At 37.2% G+C, this 3,441-nt stretch carries 7 protein-coding genes; 2 read left to right on the plus strand and 5 right to left on the minus strand.

The window, feature by feature from the left end; translation table 11 throughout:
- The 5 genes from ABD915_RS09055 to ABD915_RS09075 all read right to left on the minus strand — a co-directional run.
- Nucleotides 1–244 (minus strand): recombinase RecT (locus ABD915_RS09055; protein ID WP_345117548.1); only part of this gene is annotated, 244 nt, incomplete at its 3' end.
- 12 nt (nucleotides 245–256) lie between these two features.
- Entirely contained in the window at nucleotides 257–1,018 is a 762-nt protein-coding gene (locus tag ABD915_RS09060; RefSeq protein ID WP_345117550.1) for a Rha family transcriptional regulator, read from the minus strand.
- Nucleotides 1,011–1,442 (minus strand): antA/AntB antirepressor family protein, encoded by a 432-nt coding sequence (locus tag ABD915_RS09065; protein WP_345117552.1) that lies wholly within the window; start codon nucleotides 1,440–1,442, stop codon nucleotides 1,011–1,013. Before ABD915_RS09065 ends, ABD915_RS09060 begins: the two co-directional genes overlap by 8 nt.
- 37 nt (nucleotides 1,443–1,479) lie before the next feature.
- A complete protein-coding gene (locus ABD915_RS09070; protein WP_345117554.1) occupies nucleotides 1,480–1,890 on the minus strand; it encodes a hypothetical protein in 411 nt (136 codons plus the stop codon).
- A 264-nt stretch (nucleotides 1,891–2,154) separates the two neighbouring features.
- On the minus strand, nucleotides 2,155–2,484 hold the full coding sequence (locus ABD915_RS09075; RefSeq protein ID WP_345117556.1) for an XRE family transcriptional regulator: 330 nt from the start codon (nucleotides 2,482–2,484) through the stop codon (nucleotides 2,155–2,157).
- Nucleotides 2,485–2,595: 111 nt separating this feature from the next.
- Between ABD915_RS09075 and ABD915_RS09080 the strand changes: the two genes are divergently transcribed.
- Nucleotides 2,596–2,877 (plus strand): helix-turn-helix domain-containing protein, encoded by a 282-nt coding sequence (locus ABD915_RS09080; RefSeq protein ID WP_345117558.1) that lies wholly within the window; start codon nucleotides 2,596–2,598, stop codon nucleotides 2,875–2,877.
- A 9-nt stretch (nucleotides 2,878–2,886) separates the two neighbouring features.
- Nucleotides 2,887–3,441: dATP/dGTP diphosphohydrolase domain-containing protein (locus ABD915_RS09085; protein WP_345117560.1), on the plus strand; the 555-nt coding region annotated here is incomplete at its 3' end.

Raw genomic sequence — 3,441 nt, forward strand, 5'->3', positions numbered from 1 at the left:
ACTTAATGATCTTAATCCACCCATCAATAGAGACAACAGGGATAATGCCGCCGCCTCTTTTAGGAAGAGCGTAGATTTCTTTAGTTAGAGGGTTGAGACCATAAGTGCTAGCAACAGAGAGAAAGGCAGCGAATTCTTCATCAGAGAAATTATGATTGATACATGTTTTGATAATCGTCTTTCGGAATTCTTCATAGGAAAATCCATATTTATTTGCCATAAGAGTTAAGGGTGAATTGGTCATGTTGAAAACCTTTTAATGTACGCTTTGTCTTTGAAGCTCTTGAGAGAGCACGCCGATGCCTTTTGTAGTGATTTTTGCGGCTGTTACGACTTTTTCTATTCCATTTGCGGTTTGAATAGTTTGGGTTGGGCAATCCATAAGACCTTTTTGGATTTTATCTTGGTAAGGGAGCAAAGGAGCCCCGAAAGTGCGTCGATAAATCCATCTTCTTTTTTGTAAGAAGATAATAAACTCTCTTGGTTGCATCTCGAGAATTTTAGCGGCTTCAGTAAGACCGAAGAGCCCATCAGAGCGTTGCAAGCTTTCAAGCGCCATGGCTTTTGGTTTTAAATTTGCAATAATGTTATCTTTTTGCTCGTTTTCATTTTTGAGATAAGTTAAAACACCAAGCATAACCTGAGGACTTGAGTAGTCTATTTGTGGTATTACTGCTTGCTTTTCCAATTCTTGCCAACGGTCAATTATTTTTGCACGTAAAGCAGTGCTATAACCAGAAACGAGGATTAAACATTCACGCTTGGGAAGGTTGTAACAAGGACGTGTTTTTCCTTGTTCATCAATATAATTGCTTAAAAATTTAGCCAGCCCAAATTTGGGCTCGCTAAAATCAACCACCCCAAATTTGGGGGCGTTAAGTTCTTCAAGCATTTTCTTGATATCACGCATAACGTGTTTATGTTGCTTACCACACACTTCTGCAATTTCAATGCTAGACATGGTTGGAACGGTTTGGTTGTTAAAATTGCTTTCTGCTGCTGTCATAACATTATGCATGCTTCACTCCATTCGTTGTGACGACATTTTCATGCTTAATTTGCTTTCTGAGGTGTTTTATGAATTCTTCTAATGTTTCAGGATTTGAATAATCGGTTTTTGCTTTTGCTTTTTTTTCACATTCTAAAAAATATTGACGAATTTTCCTGCTTTTTAGACTAGGTTCACAAATGGCGATGTGTTTAGCTGCATCTAAAGTGAGGGCATAATTTTTACAAGGAGCGCCGCGTGATGAGGGGAATGATTGTTTTTTCGATGCAACAAAGTCGATGCCTTCTTGAAATCCATGTTCTTTAATAGATTTTCTTATCCAGTATCTAAACTTGGCTTTGACCTCCAAAAATGCATGCAAGTCACGAGCGTTAACGGTTTTAATGATTTGTTGTTGAATTATAGTATGTTGAGTAGGTATGAAATTTTTCATTACAAACCTCATATGAATTAGATTTGAAGGGGCGCTTTTAAAAACGCCTTGTATAATGTGGGTAGTTTGGAATTACGTCAGAAAGGCTTAAACGATTTTGTTCTTCATATGTACCGTAGTTTTCATCTTCATAACGCTGCTGCTCGATAGCATCTAAAAAAGAACTGTATGCCGTGCTATGTTTTACAAAGTCATGAGGTATTTTGCCGTCAAAACATTTTTGTTCATGTTCTTTAATATAGAATTCTGCGATATCTTCAGAAATATCTTCACAGCGGTTCGTTTTTGGTTCAACCCGTAAGATTTGGACGGCATTATCGGCTTCATTAATAAAGTCGATAATGTCTTTTTCTTCGTAGAAAGGACCAGCTTGTGCAAGATTTTGCACTTCATTTTCACACATGACTAAGAGAATTTCATCAGAATTTATAAAAACTGGTTTGTTCACAACAGCCTCCATAATCAAAATATTTAAACACATTTTGAAAAAAACGCCTTGACATAGGATTTTTTTTTCGGGGTATGGTGGTTTTGTAATTGTATTTTATGCACATGTCAATCAAAAAATTGCATAAAATGCAAAAAAATAAATTTTAAAATATGTAGCTAATTTATGCGCTATCCACAATTTAGGAAATGTGATGGATAATATAGGTCAAAAAACAGAAGGTCTTTCTTTGATGCTTAATGAAAAAAAGCAATCAATAATAGCCTATCTTGTTTTTATTTTTTTTAGTAATTCAAGGAAATCGAGCACCGCTTCTTTATCATCTGGTTCAAGAGAAGCGCATATTTTTACAAAATTTAAGTCTGCTTCTTTGTAAAAACTGGGTGGTGGTTCATTAAAAAATTCGGAAATTTTGATCAATTCATCTATGGTTATATCGCGGGATTTCCCATTTTGATAGGTGTGAAGCATGCGGTTCACTGCTGATGGGTGCAATTTCAGATGGGATGCTAACGATGTTTGTGCACCGTGACCCCGTTCTTTAAGTCGCTCTTTAATCCATAGCTTAAGTTGAGACTGAATGTCTTTTTCCATGATTCATACAATCCTTGAAAATATATTTTTATGCAAAAATGATAAAAAGGCAAAATTGCGTTGACTTGTGCATAAAACGCAATTATCTACTGTGGCATTATGGAGATAAATATGCCTTCGAAATTGATTATAAAGTATTTAGGTGGCTTAAGAACTGTAGCAGGTATAGTTGAAAGAGATGTATCATCTATTTCTAGGTGGCGTGATTTTGTACCAGCAAAGCACCAGAAAAAAATTTTAACCTATGCACGTGAACGTGGCATAGATTTGCGCCCTGATGATTTCTTTTATCCAGAGCGCTTGCAGACATTAATGCAAGAGCAGCGCCCCCCAATTACGAAAATTTGCAAGAGTAGTGGCGTTGATAGCGCGTGCGACGGTTTGCAGTCTTAGGAGATGATGATGTCTGTAAAAAAGAAATATGAAATCCTGAAAGAGTATGGAAGTGAAGAGAATGGACACATTTTGCGTAGGATTCGTGCCTTAAGAGATTTTGGAAGCGTAAAGAAAGGTGATCTCGGTGGTTGGGTAGAACATGAAGGCAACTTATCGCATTATGGTAATTGTTGGATTTATGGAGGGGCTAAGGTTTATGGGAATGCGCGGGTTTATGATGATGCCCTTATTGTTGATGCCAGTATTTTTGACAATGCTTTAGTTTGTGATCAAGCACGTGTTTACGGTATGGGATGGATTTATGGTAATGCCCGTATTTGCGGTGATGAATTTGTTACTACCCTTTTATATGACAATGAAAGATTTCATAACGATGAAGTTTGCATGCGTAGACGCGTTTTGGAGAATGCAAGAGATGCCCATAAAAATGATGATGGCAAGGCGCGTGTTGAATTAATCCCACCGTTGGCACTGATTGAAATCGGTAAAGTTTTAGAGTTTGGGGCAAAGAAGTACGGAGCAAACAATTGGCGTAATGGCATGCACTGGAGCCGGTTTCAC

This window comes from Bartonella jaculi (assembly GCF_039543045.1).
Taxonomy (GTDB): Bacteria; Pseudomonadota; Alphaproteobacteria; order Rhizobiales; family Rhizobiaceae; genus Bartonella; species Bartonella jaculi.